The 18,642-nt window shown below is 58.5% G+C and carries 17 protein-coding genes; 9 read left to right on the plus strand and 8 right to left on the minus strand.

The window, feature by feature from the left end; genetic code table 11:
• Positions 1 to 29 precede the first annotated feature (29 nt).
• Positions 30 to 236, minus strand: a complete 207-nt coding sequence (locus ACHZBF_RS01675) for a hypothetical protein (RefSeq protein ID WP_029133290.1) — start codon at positions 234 to 236, stop codon at positions 30 to 32.
• A gap of 50 nt (positions 237 to 286) precedes the next feature.
• The gene (locus ACHZBF_RS01680) at positions 287 to 943 is read right to left on the minus strand and encodes a histidinol-phosphatase (protein WP_321527479.1); all 657 of its coding nucleotides are present in this window, start codon (positions 941 to 943) and stop codon (positions 287 to 289) included.
• 185 nt (positions 944 to 1,128) lie between these two features.
• Between ACHZBF_RS01680 and ACHZBF_RS01685 the strand changes: the two genes are divergently transcribed.
• Positions 1,129 to 1,656: an RNA pyrophosphohydrolase gene (locus ACHZBF_RS01685; protein WP_037375165.1), complete on the plus strand. Its 528-nt coding sequence runs from the start codon at positions 1,129 to 1,131 to the stop codon at positions 1,654 to 1,656.
• Between the two features lie 153 nt (positions 1,657 to 1,809).
• Positions 1,810 to 4,074 (plus strand): phosphoenolpyruvate--protein phosphotransferase, encoded by a 2,265-nt coding sequence (ptsP, locus tag ACHZBF_RS01690; RefSeq protein ID WP_321527480.1) that lies wholly within the window; start codon positions 1,810 to 1,812, stop codon positions 4,072 to 4,074.
• A gap of 99 nt (positions 4,075 to 4,173) precedes the next feature.
• On the opposite strand, the gene ACHZBF_RS01695 is transcribed toward ptsP, so the two are convergent.
• Positions 4,174 to 5,301 (minus strand): NAD(P)/FAD-dependent oxidoreductase, encoded by a 1,128-nt coding sequence (locus ACHZBF_RS01695; RefSeq protein ID WP_321527481.1) that lies wholly within the window; start codon positions 5,299 to 5,301, stop codon positions 4,174 to 4,176.
• Between the two features lie 261 nt (positions 5,302 to 5,562).
• Here ACHZBF_RS01695 and ACHZBF_RS01700 point away from each other — a divergent pair, with 261 nt between their 5' ends.
• Both ACHZBF_RS01700 and ACHZBF_RS01705 read left to right on the plus strand, forming a co-directional pair.
• The gene (locus tag ACHZBF_RS01700; protein WP_321527482.1) at positions 5,563 to 6,492 is read left to right on the plus strand and encodes an ABC transporter ATP-binding protein; all 930 of its coding nucleotides are present in this window, start codon (positions 5,563 to 5,565) and stop codon (positions 6,490 to 6,492) included.
• Entirely contained in the window at positions 6,489 to 7,265 is a 777-nt protein-coding gene (locus tag ACHZBF_RS01705; protein WP_029133284.1) for an ABC transporter permease, read from the plus strand. Before ACHZBF_RS01700 ends, ACHZBF_RS01705 begins: the two co-directional genes overlap by 4 nt.
• A 23-nt stretch (positions 7,266 to 7,288) precedes the next feature.
• On the opposite strand, the gene pdsS is transcribed toward ACHZBF_RS01705, so the two are convergent.
• From pdsS to mobB, 3 genes are all read right to left on the minus strand, one after another.
• Positions 7,289 to 9,406 (minus strand): proteobacterial dedicated sortase system histidine kinase, encoded by a 2,118-nt coding sequence (gene pdsS / locus ACHZBF_RS01710; RefSeq protein WP_321527483.1) that lies wholly within the window; start codon positions 9,404 to 9,406, stop codon positions 7,289 to 7,291.
• On the minus strand, positions 9,403 to 10,113 hold the full coding sequence (pdsR, locus tag ACHZBF_RS01715; protein ID WP_273438880.1) for a proteobacterial dedicated sortase system response regulator: 711 nt from the start codon (positions 10,111 to 10,113) through the stop codon (positions 9,403 to 9,405). The genes pdsS and pdsR overlap by 4 nt, the downstream gene beginning before the upstream one ends.
• 203 nt (positions 10,114 to 10,316) lie before the next feature.
• Positions 10,317 to 10,892: a molybdopterin-guanine dinucleotide biosynthesis protein B gene (gene mobB, locus ACHZBF_RS01720; protein WP_273438881.1), complete on the minus strand. Its 576-nt coding sequence runs from the start codon at positions 10,890 to 10,892 to the stop codon at positions 10,317 to 10,319.
• 436 nt (positions 10,893 to 11,328) lie between these two features.
• Here mobB and ACHZBF_RS01725 point away from each other — a divergent pair, with 436 nt between their 5' ends.
• Both ACHZBF_RS01725 and ACHZBF_RS01730 read left to right on the plus strand, forming a co-directional pair.
• The gene (locus ACHZBF_RS01725) at positions 11,329 to 12,732 is read left to right on the plus strand and encodes a sigma-54-dependent transcriptional regulator (RefSeq protein ID WP_321527484.1); all 1,404 of its coding nucleotides are present in this window, start codon (positions 11,329 to 11,331) and stop codon (positions 12,730 to 12,732) included.
• Positions 12,733 to 12,936: 204 nt separating this feature from the next.
• Positions 12,937 to 13,185, plus strand: coding sequence for a hypothetical protein (locus ACHZBF_RS01730; protein ID WP_273438883.1), 249 nt, complete (start codon positions 12,937 to 12,939; stop codon positions 13,183 to 13,185).
• A gap of 23 nt (positions 13,186 to 13,208) precedes the next feature.
• Here the strand turns inward: ACHZBF_RS01730 and ACHZBF_RS01735 are convergent, their stop codons facing one another.
• Positions 13,209 to 14,111, minus strand: a complete 903-nt coding sequence (locus tag ACHZBF_RS01735) for a helix-turn-helix transcriptional regulator (protein ID WP_029133280.1) — start codon at positions 14,109 to 14,111, stop codon at positions 13,209 to 13,211.
• Positions 14,112 to 14,469: 358 nt separating this feature from the next.
• Between ACHZBF_RS01735 and ACHZBF_RS01740 the strand changes: the two genes are divergently transcribed.
• From ACHZBF_RS01740 to ACHZBF_RS01750, 3 genes are all read left to right on the plus strand, one after another.
• Positions 14,470 to 15,216, plus strand: coding sequence for an OmpA family protein (locus ACHZBF_RS01740; RefSeq protein WP_321527485.1), 747 nt, complete (start codon positions 14,470 to 14,472; stop codon positions 15,214 to 15,216).
• Positions 15,217 to 15,351: 135 nt separating this feature from the next.
• The gene (locus tag ACHZBF_RS01745; protein ID WP_321527486.1) at positions 15,352 to 17,553 is read left to right on the plus strand and encodes a marine proteobacterial sortase target protein; all 2,202 of its coding nucleotides are present in this window, start codon (positions 15,352 to 15,354) and stop codon (positions 17,551 to 17,553) included.
• Positions 17,550 to 18,194, plus strand: coding sequence for a class GN sortase (locus ACHZBF_RS01750; protein ID WP_321527487.1), 645 nt, complete (start codon positions 17,550 to 17,552; stop codon positions 18,192 to 18,194). Before ACHZBF_RS01745 ends, ACHZBF_RS01750 begins: the two co-directional genes overlap by 4 nt.
• Before the next feature lie 129 nt (positions 18,195 to 18,323).
• Here ACHZBF_RS01750 and ACHZBF_RS01755 read toward each other — a convergent pair whose 3' ends face one another.
• Positions 18,324 to 18,599: a hypothetical protein gene (locus ACHZBF_RS01755; protein WP_029133278.1), complete on the minus strand. Its 276-nt coding sequence runs from the start codon at positions 18,597 to 18,599 to the stop codon at positions 18,324 to 18,326.
• Positions 18,600 to 18,642 lie beyond the last annotated feature (43 nt).

Raw genomic sequence — 18,642 nt, forward strand, 5'->3', positions numbered from 1 at the left:
CGTCTCACCTGCATTTGGCAGCGTGGATGCTACTGCTGTGCTTTCTCCGAATCCTGCTGTTTTTCCTCTTCCGCCGCCTCTGCCTTCCGCTCCTGCTTTTTCTGTTCCACCAGTTCGATGTACTGTTTTGGTGTCAGTGTGGTGGCCCGCTCCGGGGACTCCTTCGGGGCGTAGTAGGCGTAGATAATGACACCGATCAGGACGGCGACTATCAGAAGAAAGGGTTTCTGCTTCATATTCTTTGCCTGCTCAATCCGCACCAGATAGGTCGACTATAGCATGCGGTTTATTCGCGCAGGGTGATGATGGGCCAGCCGTGCTTGCGGGCGTGTTGTGCCAGGGTTTCATCGGGATCAACGGCAATCGGGTGTTCCACCTGCCTTAACAGCGGCAAGTCGTTGTGAGAGTCGCTGTAAAAACTGCTTCCGGCAAGATTCTGCCGATGCTGTTCCAGCCATTGCTTCAATCGGGTCACCTTGCCCTCTTGAAAGCAGGGGGTTCCAGCCACTTCACCGGTATAGCGGCCACCGACCATCTCCGGGTCGGTGGCAATCAGGTGTTCAATGCCAAAGGCGGCGGCGATTGGTGCGGTCACAAAGGCGTTGGTGGCGGTAATGATCATCAGGGTATCGCCCGCGGCCCGGTGTTTGTCGATCAGTATTTGAGCGGCCGGTAGCAGGATGGGTTCGATCTTTTCATGCATAAATGCCTGGTGCCACTGGCGCAACTGCTCCGGTGAATGCTGGCTGAGTGGTTTCAGGGAGAAGCGCAGGAACTCATGTATATCCAGCGTCCCCTCCTTATATTCCTGGTAGAAACGGTCGTTTTCGCGCTCGTACCAGTCGCCATCAACAATGCCCTGCTCGGCCAGAAACTGGCCCCAGAGATGGTCTGAATCACCATTAAGCAAGGTGTTGTCGAGATCAAATATGGCTAAAGGCAAGGTCACTGCTCCTGGTGAAATGGGCGGCCATTCTAACCCAGAACTCAGTGTCGGTATAAGCCGCCGTGGTGCGGAGGTGGAAAAAGCGGGTGGCTGGGAGGAGGAGCAGGATGCTAGTGGTTGCCGGAGTACGGTGGATTGTGGAACAATCAAGTCAGTTTATTGATTCTTATATAGGTTTTCCTTTGATTGATTCAGAAGGGTATAGACCTAACGTCGGCATCATACTTTGCAATAATCAGCGGCAACTATTCTGGGGAAGACGCATAGGGCAGGATGCCTGGCAGTTCCCCCAGGGTGGGATCAACAAGGGCGAGACGCCGGAACAGGCGATGTTTCGCGAACTTGAGGAAGAGGTGGGACTGCGACAGCACCAGGTTGAGATCATCGGTGTGACGTCGGGCTGGCTCAGGTACCGTTTGCCGAAGCGGTTTCTGCGCCACCACTGCAAACCGCTCTGCATTGGCCAGAAACAGCTCTGGTATCTGTTGCGGGTGCTGTGTGAAGAGACAGATTTCTGTCTGGATCATGCGCCCAAGCCGGAATTTGATAGTTGGCGATGGGTAAAGTATTGGCACCCGTTACGCGAGGTGGTCTATTTCAAGCGCAAGGTCTATGTGCAGGCACTTGAGGAACTGGCACCACTGCTGTTTCCTGAGGGCGCCCCTGCCCGGACGCAGACCAATTATCTTCGCCAGAACAGGCGCTCCTAGCCAGTCGTAGCCATTCAGCTGGCCTCTTGGAGAGGACAGTTGAATGGCTGCTTTCCTTGATGCGGGTATCTCAGAGTGGGAGAAACGCTGCCTTCTTGCTGATGCCCGGAGGCAGGCCACCTATTTCGTAACGCGATCTGTAAAGACAAAATCATGCTTGAAATACTTCATCGGATTGTACAAGAGGTTAATGCGGCTCCGGATCTGGGAGAGGCGTTAAAGCTGATCGTGCAGCGGGTAAAGCAGGCGATTAAGGCCGATGTCTGTTCGGTCTATTTGACCGATTTTGATCGGCGCGAGCATGTTCTGCTGGCTACCGAGGGTCTGCGTCAGGAGGCGGTCGGCAAGGTCAGCCTGCCGATGCACCGTGGCCTGGTAGGTCTGGTTTGTGAGCGCGCCGAGCCGGTCAATCTCGATGATGCGACGGAGCATCCCCGCTACCTCTTTATTCACGCCACGGGTGAAACCCAATACCGGGGTTTCCTCGGTGTACCCATTATCCAGAACCGTAAGGTGCTGGGGGTGCTGGTGGTGCGGCAGGTGCAGTCGCGTAAATTCGATGATAACGAGGTTACCTTCCTGTTCACCCTGGCGGCACAACTGGCTGGTGCGATTACCTATGCCCGGGCCAGCGGTGAACTGACCCAACTGCAGCCCACGCGTAGTCCGCTGAATCGCTATCTCAGTGGACAGCCAAGTGCTCCAGGGGTGGTCACGGGAAAGGCTGTGGTGGCTTATCAACTGGCGGATCTTGATGCGGTACCGGATCGCACAACAGAGAATATCCAGTCGGAAGTGACCGCGTTCAAGGAAGCTGTTGCCATGACCCGGCAGGAGCTGAAAACCCTCAAGGAGCGTCTCTCAACCGAACTGCCGGTTGAAGAGCAGGCGCTGTTTGATGCACTGTTGTTGATGCTCGGCAGTGACGCCCTGGTGAGTCAGACCGTGGAGCGTATCGAGCAGGGGCAGTGGGCGCAGAGTGCGCTACGCCACACCATCGAAATCCATGCCCGGGTATTCGATAACATGGATGATGTCTATCTGCGCGAGCGAGCCTCGGATATCCGTGATCTCGGCCGGCGTATTCTGATGCACCTGCAACTGGATAAGCCCCGCGAGATCCATTACCCGGAAAAGACCATCCTGGTTGGGGATGATATCAGCGCCGTGCAACTGGCCGAGGTGCCGACGGAACGGTTGGCGGCTATCGTCTCTGCCAAGGGCTCCAGCTCTTCCCATGTAGCGATCCTGGCGCGCGCCATGGGTGCTCCGGCAGTGATGGGCGTGACCGATCTGCCAGTGGGCAGATTGGAAGGTCTGGAGATTATCGTAGACGGGTACCGCGGCCGGGTTTATGTCTCGCCTGATCCGTCTGTCAGTGACGAATACGCCCGCCTGGCCAAGGAAGAGTCCGAGATATCCCGGGACCTGGAAGCCATGAAGGGCCTGAAGGCGGAGACCACCGATGGTGTGACTGTGCCGCTCTATCTGAATACCGGTCTGATATCCGATGTCATGACTGTGGGGCTGGAGGAGTCAGAAGGGGTCGGTTTGCACCGTACCGAACTGCTCTATATCGTGCGGGATCGTTTTCCGGGTGAGGAGGTTCAGGTCGAGAGCTATCAGCAGATGCTGAGTTCGTTCGCGCCGCGCCCGGTGATTCTGCGTACCCTGGATATCGGCGGCGACAAGCCGCTGCCCTATTTCCCCTTTGTGGAATCCAATCCGTTCCTCGGCTGGCGCGGGGTGCGCATCTCCCTTGATCATCCGGAGATCTTCCTGACCCAGATTCGCGCCATGATACGAGCCAATATCGGGCTGAACAATCTGCAGATCATGTTGCCCATGATCAGTAAGGTCTCGGAAGTGGATGAGCTGCAGATGCTGATTCAACGCGCCCATGATGAGCTGCTGGAAGAGAACTACGACGTGGTGATGCCCCCGGTGGGGGTGATGATCGAGGTACCGTCGGCGGTCTACCAGATTGACGAGATTGCGCGCCGGGTCGATTTTCTCTCTGTCGGCACCAATGATCTGACCCAGTATCTGCTGGCGGTGGACCGGAACAATCCCCGTGTTGCCGCCATTTTTGATGATATGCATCCCGCCGTGCTGCGGGCATTGGTGCAGATAGTCGAGGGGGCAGCCATCTATCGCCGGCCGGTGAGTGTCTGTGGCGAACTGGCGGGCAACCCGCTGGCCGCGGTACTGCTGCTCGGCATGGGGGTGGATAGTCTCAGTATGAGTGCCGGCAGCCTGCTCAAGATCAAGTGGGTGATCCGCAGCTACAGCCGGGCCCGGGCGAAGAGCCTGCTGCAGGCGGCATTGCGCATGACCGATGCGCGTCAGGTGCGTGAACTGATGGAGAAATCCCTCGATGAGATGGGCCTGGGCGGGCTGGTACGTCCGGGTAAATAGCCGCCGAACCGGCAGGAGCGGCGCCCTCGCCGCGATGTTTGACCCTGCAGCGGTGTTGCGACCAATCGGCCGAGGGCGAGCCTCCTACAGGCAGTGGGGTTAGCGGTACTGCCGCAGATACCACCACTCGAACAACCGCTTCATCCAGTGGAATGCCCGCATCTGTGGTAGTGCAATGTTGTACTTCGGCGTACGTGCCACCAGGCTGCCGGTGGTCTGGCTGTCAACAATACAGAACAGCTCCACCTTGAAGGTCCGGGTGGGCTGCTCGCCGTTCAGCTCGGCCAGCAGGTTGGCCGCCGCGGCCTCCGCCTGCAGGTCGGCCATGTGGGCCTGTTTCGGCATCCAGTCGGGGCCGGGATAGCTGCCGGAATCACCCGCCACATAAACCCGCTCCATCCCCTCCACCCGGCACTGGGCATCCGCCCTGATCAGGCCACCCTCCGACCTGGGAAGATCCGTGTTATCAAACCACTGGTTTCCGGTCATACCGGGCATGAACAGGATCAGGTCGGCGGCGAACTCCCCTCCCTCGGTAATCACCTTGCTGTCGGTGAACTGTTTCATCTTGTGCCCCAGATGGGTCTCGATGCCGCGCTTTTGCATCTCCCGAAGCAGGCCCGCGACCGCCTTGGGGCCGAGACGCTTGCCCGGTTCCGGTGCCGGGGTGAAGAACACCAGCTTGAAGCGGTCCCGACGGCCCTCGCGGCGCAGTTGCCGGTCGATACCGAAGAGAAATTCAAACATCGGGCCACCGCGCATGGCAGAGGGCTCTTTCGGATTGCCCGAGAAACCGACGGCGATGGTGCCGCCCTGCAACGCCTGCAGCCGGTCTTTTATTTTTACTGCCGCCGGGATGCCCTCGCAGGGGGTAATGGCGTGTTCGATACCGGGAAGTTTTTTGATGAAGCGTCCGCCGGAACAGATGATCAGCCCGTCGTTTTCGATCTCGCCCTGGTCGGTTACCAGGATGCGCCCCCCTGCCTTGAGCCCGCTAGCCGATCCCTGATGGTAGTTCACGCGCATGCGGCGGAAGAAGTTGCCCAGATCGATCTTCAGATCCTCAGGCTGACGCAGTCCGGACGGGATCCAGATGGTGCCGGGAAGGTAGGTGAATTCGGCTGCCGGTGCGACCAGGGTGATCTCGGCGGTCGGATCGGCGGCGCGCAGTTTCTGCACGGCGGTCAGTGCCGCGAAGCCGGCCCCGACGAGGGTGATTCTGTTCATGCCTATACCTCAAGGATATTGTTATGGCCGGGAGATGTCCCAAACGCTTTGCCCCATTATATCGGTTTTGCCTGGATCGTCTCCCCGACATTGCTCGGGTTGTATGCTTTGCCCACGGTTGATTTCATCGGTGGCGACACCATATAGGCTGGATGGCCTTGAGAGTAGGTGCGGGATCCATCCGGGTGGTTGATCCGGTGATACAGTTCAACTATTGTGCGCCTGCATCCCAGATCGGTTATCCGGATTTATCGTTACCCCATGAATGCACTGAATATCAGGGACCTGAGAAAGGTCTACAAGAACGGTTTTGAGGCCCTCAAGGGGGTTGATATCACCGTACAGCAGGGCGACTTCTTCGCCCTGCTGGGACCCAATGGGGCCGGCAAGTCGACGGCTATCGGTATTATCAGTTCTCTGGTCAATAAAACCTCTGGTCACGTGGAGGTGTTTGGCCACGATCTGGATAACGACCCCGAAGGGGTCAAATCCTGCATCGGATTGGTGCCGCAGGAGTTCAATTTCAACATGTGGGAGCCGATCGGCGAGATTGTGGTCAATCAGGCCGGCTTCTACGGTATACCCCGGAAAGAGGCGTGGCGGCGCGCCGAGGCGAGTCTGAGACAGCTGGATTTGTGGGACAAACGCCAGCAGATGTCGCGTACCCTGTCGGGTGGTATGAAGCGTCGGTTAATGATCGCCCGGGCGCTGGTACACCGGCCGAAGCTGCTGATCCTGGATGAGCCGACGGCCGGGGTGGATATCGAGATCCGCCGTTCCATGTGGGAGTTCATGAGTGAGCTGAACCGTCAGGGGACCACCATTATCCTCACCACCCATTATCTGGAAGAGGCGGAGAGTCTCTGCCGCAATATCGCCATCATCAACCAGGGGCGCATTGTGGAGCATTCGCGCATGGATCGGTTGCTGCATCAGTTGCACACCGAAACCTTTGTGCTGAATCTGCGGGATCCGTTGAATGAACTACCGTCGCTGCAGGGCTTTGAACTGAAACGGCTGGATGAACAGCGGGTCGAGGTAGCGGTCAACAGCGAACAGAGCATCAACCAGCTCTTCGAGCAACTCTCATTGCACGAAATCGGTGTCACCTCGTTACGCAATAAGCAGAACCGCCTGGAGCAACTGTTCATGAACATGGTGGAGAGCGCCAGGAATGGAGCGGCGCAATGACCCGTTATAGTCGTTACCTGACCGCCTTCCAGACCATTTTCACCAAGGAGTTGCTGCGCTTTACCCGCATCTGGCTGCAGACCATCCTGCCGCCGGTGATCACCACGGTGCTCTACTACATTATTTTCGGTAATCTGATAGGCTCGCGTATCGGTGAAATGGATGGTTTCAGCTATATCGATTTCATCGTACCCGGACTGATCCTGATGGCGGTGATCACCAATTCCTATTCCAACGTGGTCTCGTCATTCTTCAGCAGCAAGTTCCAGCGCCATGTGGAGGAGTTGATCATATCGCCGGTACCCAACTGGGTGATCCTGGCCGGCTACGTGGCGGGCGGCGTGGCGCGTGGCGTGATGGTGGGCATCGCCGTCACCAGTGTGTCGCTGTTTTTTACCGACATCCAGGTGCAGAGTTATGGCTGGACCCTGACGGTGTTCATTCTCACCGCGATCCTCTTCTCCCTCGCCGGTTTCATCAATGCGGTCTATGCCAACAGCTTTGATGACATTTCCATTGTACCGACCTTTATTCTCACCCCGTTGACCTACCTGGGCGGCGTCTTCTATTCCATCAGTATGCTGCCGGAGTTCTGGCAGCAGGTCTCATTGGCCAATCCCATACTCTATATGGTCAACGCCTTCCGCTATGGCCTGCTCGGTGTGTCGGATATCCCCATGGGTGTGGCCCTGGGCATTGTCGTCCTGTTTATCGTGGCGCTTACCGGCTTCAGTCTCTATCTGCTCAACCGGGGCATCGGTATCAAGAATTGACAGTCCGACGGGCTCCCGGGTTTTTAGCGGGATTGCGGAATGACCGGGAGCAGCAGGCTGAACTCGACGGCTGACGGTGATTCCAGGGTATCCGCCTCGGCACGCCCGCCGTGAAACTCGCTGATCAGTCGCACCAGATAGAGTCCCAGTCCCAGGTGCGGTTCGTTGCCGCTGTTTTTGCGGATGGAAACCATGGATGAAAACAGCTCCTGCTCCATGCCCTGCGGGAGTGGCGGGCCGCTGTTGCGGACGCTTAGCCGGACATGATGCCGGTCGGTTCTTTTCAATATCAGTTGAATAGCGGTGCCGGGCTGATGGAAGTCGACGGCGTTGCTGATCAATTTATCCAGCGCCTGACTGATCAGATCGGGGGCGCCATGGATTATAACCGGGCCTTCGCAACGATCGAGCTGGAACATCACCTGCGGGAAGGCGCTGCCATATCCTTCCAGGGCCATATCCAGTAGCGCACCGAGATCGAACGACAGCATCTCGGTCTGCGCCAGCTGCTGTTCCAGCCGGGTCGCCTCGCGCATACGATGCAGGATCAGTCCGAGCCGTTCTATCCCTTCCTGGGCCCGCAGGATGTAGCGCTGTTGATCCCCGTCCGCGGTGTCAGTCTGGAGATTTTCCAGGGAGGAGCGGACAATGGTCAACGGGGTTCGGAACTCATGGGCGAGACGCGAGGCCATCGCCTCCAGATAGCGATTGTACTCCGCGAGTCGATTCAGTACGCCCGAGAAGCTGTGGCTCAGATCGCCAATTTCATCATTGGATCTGTCTGCCGTCAGCGGACCGAGAATCCGGCCATCGGTGGTTACCGCCTTTTCAATGCGCTGGCTGAGCCGGCGGATGCGCGCTGTCAGCAGACTGGCAAAACCAAGAATCGCCAGTCCGATGAACAGAAACAGTGCCAGGGTAATGCCGGTGATCTGTTCCAGTGCCTGGTTTTGCAGACTGAGAATCCGGTTGGTGGTCTGCTCTACCAGCACGGCTCCGGCCACGCCACTGGATGACTGGATCGGCCACGCGGCAGAGAGGATCACTGCCCGCCCATCGGTCGTGCTGCGGCGGCGCGACTGCGGTTGACCTGCCAGGGCGGCATCGATCTCGCGACCTCCCAGACGGGCGCTGCGGGAGAAGTCATCCTGGAAATGCGCGCTGGGCTGGTCCAGGATCAGTCGCATCAGCGGTTGCAGTGGGGAGAATTGAACCGGCTCATCGTTTTCGATTACCGTCTCCGGTGGTTGCAGACGGCCGCGTCTGGCCAGCACCAGTCGCTGGTTGTTCACTACCCAGATGCGGGCATTCTCATGTTCCAGTCCGCCGATCAGACGGCCGATCTCCGGGTCCGGTCGTACGATACGTCCCAGCGGGGCGGGTTGGCCGTTTCCGGTGGAACTTACCAGGTGACGGGTCAGCTCTCCGGCCGTATCATCCAGGTCCGCCACGGTAACCGCGATGCGCTCCCCGATCAGGTAGCGGGGAATCCTCAGTTCCAGGGTGTAACCGTTCTCCGAGGTCTGCCATTCACCCTGAATCCTGTCTTCACGGCCAATCGGCAATGGGTTTTCAGACCTGTCCGGCATCTCGCGGGCGCTGACCCAGCCGGGTGAGGTGGTGGCGATACGGTAGCGGGTAATCTTTCCATCGGGTGATTCCAGCCTGAGGTCGATGTAATCCCCCTGGTCCAGCCGGGTGCTGCCTGGGGGGTGATACAGAACCCGCCGGTCATTCACCCGCAGCAGCAGGTAGAGATAACCACCGTACTCGCCCAGGATACTGTCGAACAGCCATTCACCCTGCTCGGGAAAACGCTGCAGGTTTCCCATATAGGGCAGCCAGTCCTCGGTGTAACCGTCCAACTGGATCGGTCGCTCCAGTTGATTGACATACTGTAGCGGATCGCCGGACAGGTCCCCCATCGTGTGTCGGGTAGGGTTGATCATGGCCGGACTGTTGTGGAGGATGGCCGCCACTGCCTGTGCCGTACCCAGCAGCATGGTCTCCTGGGTCTGGCGCAAAAACCGCTCGGTCTCCTGCAGGTAGCGGTAGCCAGCCCAGGGAATAGCCAGCAGTGCGAGGGAGACCAGCAGCAGCTTGAAGCGAATGCTCTGAAAAAAACGACGTTTGCGGGTCATTCCGGGGCAGGGGGCGAGGTGTTGTTCCAGCGATAGCCGATGCCGTAGACGGTCTCGATGGCGTTGAATTGACTGTCACACTCCTCGAATTTTCGCCGGATGCGTTTGATGTGGGTGCTGATGCTGGTGGCGTCCACCAGGATGTTGGCGGCATCCATCAACTGGTCCCGGCTGCGCACGTGGCCGGGGCGGTGGCAGAGGGCATGAACAAACCAGAACTCGGTCAGGGTCAGGTCGATGGGGGTGTCGTTCCAGCTCACCTGCAGCCGGTCCAGGTCCAGTCGCAATGGGCCACGCAGCATCACCTTCTCCTCCTGGACCGGCTGGCGCAGCGCCTCCATACGCCGGAACAGGGCAGAGATACGCGCCGCCAGGTGGGCCAGGCTGATGTCCTTGGTCAGGTAGTCGTCAGCTCCAAGACGCAGGCCGGAGACGGTGTCCAGCTCGCTATCCCGGGCGGTGAGGAAAATGATCGGCAGGGTGGTGGAGCGGGCGCGCAATTCACGACACAGGGTAAAGCCCCCCTCCATCTCGTCATTCAGGCCGATATCCAGAATCGCCAGATCGGGCAATCGTTCGCGGAAAGCTTCATCGGCCTCCTGGCGTGAGGCGTAACCGCGCACCTCGTAGCCGTGGCGACGCAGCAGGTCGGCATAGTTTTCCCGAATGGCGGGTTCGTCTTCAACGATGGCAATCAGTTTTTTCATAGTCTCGGTGTGTGGCTTTTGCCGCTCACTCTACACCATATCCGGGTCGGCAATAAGTGGCCGAGCTGGCACGAAAGATTGGCCTGGCCAGCCTGTTTGCGACTTATGAGTGTTTGGGCACCCGTGGGTGCCGGGGTTATGGCGGCGGGCACGCACCGCCCTGTTTTGGACGATGCGCCGGTATGGTCTGTGCAGGAGGATCGCTACAGTCGCCGTTGCCCAAGCAGCGGCGGCAAATGGGATGGCTGTCCCGGTTGCTGAAAACAGTAGTCGAGGAGAAAACCGGCGATTTCGTCAGGCTGATTGAGATTCAGCACCGGAATATGGCACGGCCGGGTACTGAGATGCCCATCAGTCGCGATGGCGATGATATCGGGGTCATCCGGATACAGCAGTCGCTTGCCCAGACTGGGCCGGTGCAGTTCAATCTTCGGAAAACGCTCTTTTTTGAATCCCTCCACCAGTACCAGATCCAGCGTGGAGAGGTTCAGGGCGTTGAGCAGTTCGGCCAGGGTCGGTTCCGGGTGCCGTGTCTGCAGTTCGGTAATCAGGGCCATCCGGTTACGCGATGCCACCAGCATCTGGTCCGCTCCCGCCTGGCGCAATTGATAACTGTCCTTTTTTTGATGCTCCACCTCGAACAGGTGATGGGCATGTTTGATCGCACCGATACGCAGGCCTTGCATTGTCAGTATCGGCAGTAATCGGGTTAATAACGTGGTTTTTCCGGTGCCACTGAAGGCGCTGAATCCCAGGATCGGGAGCGGGAATTCAATCATACGTCTTGTCTCCTGGGCAGGCTTCAGGGCGCGAGAGTGTGTTCAGACTGATCGTCTGTTATACGTTTTAGCAATAAAAATGCCAATTGGTGAGAGTGTCGGATTTGATACAACCTTGCCTGATATTCCCTCTGGCTGGTCAGAATAAAATCAACAAAACGGGCTGTTTATCGGAGTGGGTGGACCCGTTTGGCTATTCTGCGCCCGGGCTGGGGGATAGATGCCCCGCTGTAAGGTCAGACTGTCCAAGAGTGCTTGCTGGCAATTGTGACAAAATGTCCCATACTTGGAGAGCGCAGGGGCAGATTTTACCCTTCTGTCCGGATCGGCATGGGCTGATCGGTCACCCTTTTGCATCAGAATAACAATATGTCCCCAGGGACGCGTGGTTCCTTGTGCTTTTTAATTCTCAGATTCCAGAAGCAAGGTGATGATAGTGGGAGAACATCTAGTGGACCCAGACCGGGTTGAGTCGAACACTCGCATGACCTCGGTACTGATTGTGGATCACGAGCCGGAAATACGCAGCTTTCTGCAGCGAGGGCTGCAGAAGTATTTCGGTTTGGTGGAGACTGCCGACAGTGCCGCCGCCGCCGAGGTACTGAACGATCGCTGCTATTTTGACTTGATCATTGCGGATATCCGGTTGCCGGGACGCACCGGCGTTGAATGGGTGAATGCATTGCGCGGGCAGGGAGCCGCAACCGGGGTGATTTTCATGACCGCCTATGCCGATCTGGAGACTGCCGTCGCCGCACTTCGTGCCGGTGCGGAGGATTTCATCATGAAACCTTTTCGCATGGAGCAGATGCTGGCTTCGGTGAAACGTTACATGGATCGCCAAAAGATGCAGCGGGAGAATTTCGTGCTACGCCGCCAAGTGGAGCACATTTTTGACAAGTCGGGAATGGTGGGGGAGTGCGAGCTGATCCGAAGCCTCTGCCAGGTGATCAAACGGGTTGCGCCCATGCCCTCGACCGTACTGATTGAAGGCGAGTCCGGCACGGGGAAAGAGCTGGCCGCCCGGGCGATTCATCAGTGGAGTGGCCGTTCCGGCAGTTTTGTGCCGGTGAATTGCGGCGCTATTTCTGCCGAGTTGCTGGAAAGTGAGCTGTTCGGTCATATCAAGGGCGCCTTTACCGGAGCCCATCAGGCGCGTGAAGGGTTGTTTACCTATGCCAATGAGGGGACTCTTTTCCTGGATGAGATTGGCGAGATGCCGCTCTCCATGCAGGCTCATCTGTTGCGCGTGCTGGAGGATCGAACGGTGCGGCCGGTCGGTTCCAACAAGGAGGTTCCCGTAGTGGTACGGATTATCGCCGCAACCAACCAGGATCTGGGTGAGCTGGTGAGCTCCGGGGAGTTTCGTGAGGATCTCTTTTACCGCTTGAATGTACTCTCCATCCGTATGCCTTCGTTGCGGGAACGATTGGATGATATTCCGGTGTTGACCGACTACTTCAGCAAGTCGCTGGCGTCGGAACTGGGGGTTGAGCCGCCGGAATTTTCTGCTGGCGATCTGGCCTGCCTGAGTAGTTACAACTGGCCGGGTAATGTGCGCGAACTAAAAAATGTAATTGAACGATGCCTGCTGCTCAACAGTAGTCCCAGTCAATGCCTGGCCCGGCCGAGTAGCGCGGATATGGCAGTTGTAGCGCGGGATAGCGATGCCGATCTGCAGCTGGAAGGTGTGGAAAAGCGGCATATTCTCAGGGTACTGGAGCGCGAAGGGGGCAACAAATCCGCCGCGGCGCGACTGTTGGGTATATCGCGCAAGACGCTGGAGAGAAAAGTTCAGGCCTGGGAGATGAGTGGGCAGCGCGGCAACCGGGGTGACTGAGTATCCCGGCTGATTTTTTCGTGCTGCCGCTGTTCCCGTTCAGAAATCTGTTTTTGGTCGGCTGTGATCAATAAGCTATTCCGTTGACGTTGCGGCTGCAGGTTCCGAAAGTTATATGGACTGTCAGTTGAGGCAGGCTGTGGTGTCAGGATACTATCCATGCAAATACCGCAAAGATATTGATCGATTAATAAAGGTACCGTCATGACCGATGAGCATGGGTTATTTGTTGAAAGAGAGCTTGAGAAGCTGGATAAAAGACGCCGGGAAATTCTCGAGCAGCACACCAAACTGCTGGAAACGAATGCCTACCTGATCCAGTGGGGGCAGGTGGTCTCGGCGATGCTTGCCGATGGCAGTATGACGCCCGATGAGTGGAGTGCCCGCTGCTTCCAGTATCTGGAGGGAGAGCGGCTGGATATTGCCCTGAAAGGGCTGAAAAATCCCGACTAGGAGCCTGCCGGGGTTTCCATCCGTTATTCATCCCCCCAAACCAACTCTCCGGCACCATCCAGGTTGTAGCCGGTAAACAGGTCAGCCATTGCCTGGCACGGTTGGGATTTCAATCGTGTCAGGAGTTCCTGAAACAGTTTTCTGAACCAGATCGCCCGGGGTAGGGCGAGATCGAATGAGACCCAGCCACAGGGTATAAAACCTAAGCCATACGCGGTTGCCGTGGCTCGGGTGCCGGGTGCGATATCGGCCCGCTGCATGGCGATGGCGGCGGCTGCCTCCCGTTCGGACAGCGCGGTGATGCAACAGTTTAATTGGTCCTTGTCGATGCCGTAGTGACTCAGCAGCTCCAGCAGGAATCGCTGTGCCCCCGATCCGGTCTGCCGCAGTACCCAGCGATACCGGGGATCAAACAGTGGTTGTGGCTCTTTGACCCGCCCGGTAATTGCCGGAGTGATTACCAGTCCCTGTTCCCGTTTGAAGGCGCGAATCAGCACCCACTGACGATGCTGGGGATACTGGCTCAACAGTGCCGGGTGACGGATGTGGCTTTCAGTATCCGGTCCCCAGTGAATGCCGCAGGTGTCCACCCGGTTGGATTGCAGTAGGTCCAGCCCCAGACGGGTGCTGGTAGGGGTATAACTGATCAGGGCATGCGCCCCCGTCGCCCGGGCAAATTCCTGGACCAGATGATAGAGCAGCGGGTCTTCCCCGCCGGAGATCACCAGCCGATCGCTCAGCAGGCCACCGTGAGTCGAGTCCAGCATCCAGCGGTTAACCAACTCACGTGGAAACATCCATTTGCCGGTAACCTTGGTGGCCGGAATGCCGCCCTCATTGACCAGTGCGTAGATTTTCTTTTCGTTCAGGTGGAGGTATTCGGCCACCTGCTTGACACTCATGAACGCATCGCTGTGGGGTGACATTAAGGCCGCCATCAGTGGATTCTCTAGTCTTGCTCGGATGTGCCCTGATACTTCAGGCAAATTTCATACCGCGATGGTTTTATATCCGTTCTCCCGATAGTTAGTCGGTTTTTCCGCCTGTTTTTCCGGCTGTTTGTCGAAACCTGCTCCCCGAATGTGGTCAGATTTGTACCAATGCTGCTGGCCGGCTTGGACAAATTGCCACAATTTTGCCCAAATCCGTCAGCAGATTGCCCGGAGAAGGAAATCCACCTGCCATCCCACTCCCTTTTAATGTCCGCAACATAACAAGCAACCGGCGCAAGTCAGGATGACTGCTTCACCAGGGATGGTGCGCTGGACCAATCGGGAGCGTGTGATGAATAGACTGGTAGTTAATTCCCTGATCGTTGGTGTGATGTTGGCTGGCAATGCCAATGCTTATCAGACCCGGGGGCAGGGAACGGCGTTGGGGTTGGAACAGTGGCAGGCTGGTGAAGACGACCAGATGGCTGGTTACGTTCACTATGCGGGTGAGTGGCAAGGTGCCGGAATCGGTGCCATCGCCGGTGCGCTCCTGGCTGGTCCACCGGGACTTATCCTGGGTGCCGCCGGGGGTGTGCTGGCAGGCAGAAGTGCGGGGCTCGAATCCGATCTGCGCAGTGCCCGGCAGGAGGTGGAGCAGCTTGAACAGCAACAGCTATCGCAGGTGCAGCAACTGACACAACGGCTGGAGTCGGCAAAATCGCGCTATCAACAGCAGTTGGATGCCATAGCCAACGGCTTTGTCCACCGCATCCATTTTCGAACCGGGCAAAACGTCATGGAACCGGATGATCTGCGTGAGCTGACACATCTGGCAGTGGCGCTGCGGACTATCGGCGAGCTGCGGATAGTGATTCATGCCCATGCAGACCGTCGTGGCAGGGAGGGGGTCAACCAGAATCTGAGTGTGGCGCGAGCGGAGGCGGTCAGCCGGCAGTTGATCCTGCATGGCGTGGACCCGGAGCGCATTGTCCGGCAGGCGCATGGCGAGGCGGATGCGCGTTATCCGGCCGAGGACCGCGAGGGGTTGGGCTACGACCGCCAGGTGGTGATCCGGTTCCTGTCGGGGGCCACCTCATGAGTCGGCTCATCCAACCGCTGAGTGAGCACTTTCTCTACTGTTCCCCGGAGACGATGAACCGGGAACTTTACCGATTGTCCCCGCCTCCGCGGGCCGGGTTCAGCCAAAAACCGAAAAAAACCCAAGGGGATCGTCATGCCAAAGCAAAAACCGGTTAATCATCTGGGACGGGATATGTGGTTCACCTCCCTGGCGTCCCTGCTGGCGGGTGTTGTTACATCGCTGTTGCTCGGGTTACTGGTGTTCATCTTCATCAGGCCGGTGGAGGCGGCTGACAACGTCGGCTCACTGCAGTCAGAACGGATTCGGCCTGACCTGGTACAGCGTGGTTCGCTGCTGCTGAAACAGGCCAGTGGCGGTGTGGTCGTGGAAGCGCCGGTGCTGCATACCGATGTAGCGATGAATATCAGCGGCATGCTGGCGCGGGTGACGGTGCGTCAGCGCTTCAGGAATCCCGCCGCTGAATGGGTGGAGGGCAGCTACGTGTTTCCCCTGCCCGAGGAGGCGGCGGTTGACCGGATGCGGTTGCGTATCGGTGAACGCCTGATTGAGGGCGAGATCCGCGAAAAGGGCGAGGCGCGAAAAGCCTACGAAGCGGCCAGGCGGGAAGGGAAAAAGGCCAGCCTGCTGGACCAGGAGCGCCCGAATATCTTTACCACCGCCGTGGCCAATATCGCACCCGGTGAGACGGTGCAGGTGGAGATCGAGTATCAGCAGGCGATTCCCTACAGCCAGGGGCAGTTCAGACTCCGTTTTCCACTGGTGGTAGCACCCCGCTATATTCCGGGATATCCATCGGGGAGTCCTGAGGTGACGGCATTTCAGGGCAATGGCTGGGCGCGGGATACCCCTGAAGTGCCCGATGCCTCGCGTATCACGCCGCCGGTGGTGGCGCCGACAGAAGCTCCGGTCAATCCGGTGTCGATGCATATTCGGCTGGATCCGGGTATGCCGCTGGCACATCTGGAGAGCGTCTATCATGCGGTGAATACAGAAAAAAATGCCCAGGGAATCTATCAGTTGACACTGCAGGATGCGCAGGTGCCGGCGAATCGGGATTTTGAGCTGCTCTGGGTGCCCGCGCCAGGGAATGCGCCCCAGGCGGCACTGTTCAATGAACAGTGGCAGGGCGATGAGTATGCGTTGCTGATGTTGATGCCGCCAGCACCGGCACCGGCAGGGGCCACGGCACTGCGTGTGCCGAGGGAGGTCATCTATGTGATCGACACATCGGGGTCGATGCATGGCGATTCCATCATCCAGGCCCGCGCCGCACTCAAACTGGCACTGGAGCGGCTGACAACGGCCGATCGATTCAATGTCATCCAGTTCAATCATCAAACCTCGGCGCTGTTTTCCCGGGCCGTGGCGGCTACTGCGGACAACCTGCAGCGGGCCCTTTCTTACGTCGATCGACTGGTGGCGGATGGCGGGACCGAGATGTTGCCGGCGCTGCAACTGGCCCTGGGCCAGCAGCCGGAGCAGGGGGTGTTGCGCCAGATTATCTTTCTCACCGATGGCAGCGTGGGTAACGAGCAGGCGCTGTTCAGCCTGATTCATCAGCAACTTGGTGACAGTCGTCTGTTCACCGTGGGAATCGGCTCGGCACCGAACAGCTTTTTCATGACCCGGGCGGCGCAGTTTGGTCGGGGCACCTTCACCTACATCGGCAAGGTGGCGGAAGTGGGTGAGAAGATGGCGGCCCTGTTCAGCAAGCTGGAGACGCCGCGACTTACCGATATCGAGATCCACTGGCCGCAAGATCAGCCAGTGGAGATGTGGCCGGCGCGGATACCCGATCTCTATCTGGGAGAGCCGGTTCTGGTGGCGCTGAAGCTGCAACAACCGAACCTGCCGCTGACCCTCACGGGCGATGCCGCCGGCGTCCCCTGGCAACAGCAGGTCACCCTGCGGGGCGGGGCGGCACGGTCCGGGGTGCATCAGCTCTGGGCCCGTCGCAAGATCGCCGATCTGATGGACCAGCGGGCGCAGGGTGTTGCCGAGCCCGAGGTGCGCAAGGCGGTGCTGGACGTTGCCTTGACCCACCGGCTGGTGAGTCGCTATACCAGCCTGGTGGCCGTGGACAAGACGCCGTCCCGACCGGCGGATCAGGGGCTGGAAAACAAGGCGCTGCCGACCAACCTGCCGCAAGGCTGGAGTGCGACCAAGGTGTTCGGCAGCCTGCCGCAAACGGCGACGGCGTCGGAATGGAACCTCCTGGTTGGTCTGTTGCTGCTGGCCTGCGGAGTGCTCTTTTCCCGCTGGCCGGGTGTCGGCTTCGGGGTGCGGGTGGGACCGGTGAGTGCTGGTAAGGCGCATGGGGGGAATGTTCTATGAACCGGTCCCGGGATCGCCTGATGCATTTGCTGGTCACCGGGATGATACTGGCCGGTACCTGGCAGATTGCCGAGGGCGGATATATCAAGGCGAAGGCCTGGCTGGCGCAGTACCTGCTGCAGTCGGCCTGGGAGACCACCCAGGCGGGTGAGGCGCGGGTACGCCCCTGGCCCTGGGCCGACACCTGGCCGGTGGCCCGGCTGCGGGTGCCACGGCTCGGTGTTGATCAAGTTGTCCTGTCAGGTGCCAGCGGCCGGACTCTGGCTTTCGGACCAGGACATATCGCGGGAACCGCCGCTCCCGGTATGGCTGGCAACAGTGTGCTCAGTGGTCACCGGGATACCCATTTCCGGTTTCTCCGGGATCTGCAACCGGGTGACCTGATTGAACTGACACCGGCAAGTGGTGCCAGGTTGATGTATGCGGTTGTCAGTGCGGAAGTATATGACAAAGACGATCTCTGGCTGCTGGATCAGGGTCAATCCCTGCTCACGCTGATCACCTGTTACCCCTTTGATGCACTGTTGCCGGGAGGCACGGGCCGTTTCGTAATTCGCGCCATACCGCTGAAGGGTGCGGGGTTGCTCCCTCAGGCACCGTTAGTCGCTGATCCGGGAGAGCAGCAGAGGATCTATATGTAACAACCGGTACAGACTCCGCCGGCCTTCTTCAACCTGTGGCCGGCAAAATCCGATGGAATGAGGCAGGATCAGGTTTCAGCATACAACAGCCCCTGCGCCACAATGACGTTCGTCAGCGGGGCGCATGGATCAGCGGCGGTATGCGTCAAACTCGGGGTGAGTGGCGATAAAATGCTTCAGCGCACTTTGCAGCAGTTCCGCATGGGCCAGGTTGTTGTTCTCCCTGGCGTGCTGGATATCCTCCACTATCATGCGCTTGATGGTCACCGTTCCGTCCGGTAGTTGGATAAGATACTGGGCCATCTCCAGTGCGACGATTTCCGGGACATGTTCATGCTCGGCAATGGCCATGATTTCATCTTCATCCAGTTCACAGAGGCCGAGGCAGTCTTCAAAAGTCAGCATGGGTTGATTCCTCCGGTTGGATACTCTCACGTGTAACTATGGC

Source organism: Sedimenticola selenatireducens (assembly GCF_963675335.2).
GTDB lineage: Bacteria > Pseudomonadota > Gammaproteobacteria > Chromatiales > Chromatiaceae > Sedimenticola > Sedimenticola selenatireducens.